The organism is Mycobacterium sp. (assembly GCF_050701675.1).
GTDB lineage: Bacteria > Actinomycetota > Actinomycetes > Mycobacteriales > Mycobacteriaceae > Mycobacterium.
Window position 1 is genome coordinate 1 of record NZ_JBOGDD010000132.1, and the last position, 1,720, is coordinate 1,720.

Annotated in this window: 1 protein-coding gene; it reads left to right on the plus strand. The window is 64.0% G+C overall.

Annotation, left to right across the window (positions count from 1 at the left end):
• Positions 1 to 366 precede the first annotated feature (366 nt).
• A partial coding sequence (locus ACRDUX_RS03985; RefSeq protein WP_526411240.1) for a glutamine synthetase III domain-containing protein occupies positions 367 to 1,720 on the plus strand: 1,354 nt, incomplete at its 3' end.

Consider the following 1,720-nt stretch of genomic DNA (forward strand, 5'->3'; position numbering starts at 1 on the left):
CACCCCGGCGGCCTCGTGCTCCGCGCCGGTCGTGACGACGTCGTGCTCGTCGTACTTCACCGCGATGTCGTGCGTGACGTCACGACCAGTCATTCGACGCCGGATTCCCATGTTTCCAATCTAGGCCTGTGCACTCGAACCGGCCTCGACCGGCTGGTCGGGGTGGAAGTGCCCGAAGTTGCTGAAGTGTCGGAAGTCGACGATTTTTGCACCGTTTTGCGCCGATTCAGTCGTCCTGAGTACCCGTTCCGCAGCCGCATCGTGGCGGTGACGCGCACGTAACAGTCCTGGAACCTGGCGTTCCTAGTGTGGGCCGGTCGAGGTCCGCGAACACAGAGCGGACGCCCCGCAGCGATAGGAACTCAATTGAGCGGAAACGCCACCCGTTTGCAGGCGATCAACAATGTCGAGGGTTACGTGCCGCCGACAGCGAGCTTCGATCCGGGCGAAGCACCTGGCGAGATCTTCGGATCCAACGTCTTCAGCAAGTCCGTCATGCAGCAGCGGCTTCCCAAGAACATCTTCAAGTCGGTCATGGCGACCATCGAACATGGCGCGAAGCTCGACCAGTCGGTCGCCGACGCGGTCGCCTCCGCCATGAAGGACTGGGCGCTGGAGAAGGGTGCGACCCACTACGCGCACGTCTTCTACCCGCTGACCAACCTCACCGCGGAGAAGCACGACAGCTTCTTGGAGCCGGTCTCCGACGGCTCGACGCTGGCCGAGTTCGCAGGCAAGACCCTGATTCAGGGTGAGCCCGACGCCTCCAGCTTCCCCAGCGGCGGCCTGCGCAACACCTTCGAGGCCCGTGGCTACACCGGCTGGGATGTCACCAGCCCGGCTTACGTGCTGGAGAACCCCAACGGGAACACGCTGTGCATCCCGACCGTCTTCGTCTCGATGACGGGTGAAGCGCTTGATCACAAGACGCCGCTGCTGCGTTCGCAACAAGCGATGGGCACCCACGCCGAGCGCATCCTGAAGCTGTTCGGGCACGCCAAGCCCAACCACGTCGTCTCGTTCTGCGGTGCCGAGCAGGAGTACTTCCTGATCGACCGCCACTTCTTCGTGGCCCGCCCCGACCTGCTCAACTCGGGACGGACGCTGTTCGGCCACAAGCCGCCCAAGGGTCAGGAATTCGACGACCACTACTTCGGCGCCATCCCGGAGCGCGTGCTCGGCTTCATGATGGACACCGAGCGTGAGCTGTTCAAGCTGGGCATCCCGGCCAAGACCCGGCACAACGAGGTCGCGCCGGGCCAGTTCGAGATCGCCCCGATGTTCGAGCGGGCCAACATCGCCGCCGACCATCAGCAGCTGTTGATGACGACGTTCAAGACCATCGCCAAGAAGCACGGCATGGAATGCCTGTTCCACGAGAAGCCCTTCGCCGGTGTCAACGGTTCGGGGAAGCACGTCAACTTCTCGCTGGGCAACGCCGATCTGGGCAGCCTTCTGGTCCCTGGCGACACGCCTCACGAGAACGCTCAGTTCCTGGTGTTCTGTGCCGCCGTCATCCGCGCCGTGCACAAGTTCGGTGGGCTGCTGCGCGCATCGGTGGCCTCGGCCACCAACGACCACCGCCTCGGTGCCAACGAGGCGCCGCCCGCGATCATCTCGATCTTCCTCGGCGACCAGCTCGCCGACGTTTTCGAGCAGATCGCCAAGGGGGCCGCGACCTCGTCAAAGGGCAAGGGCACCATGATCATCGGTGTCGACA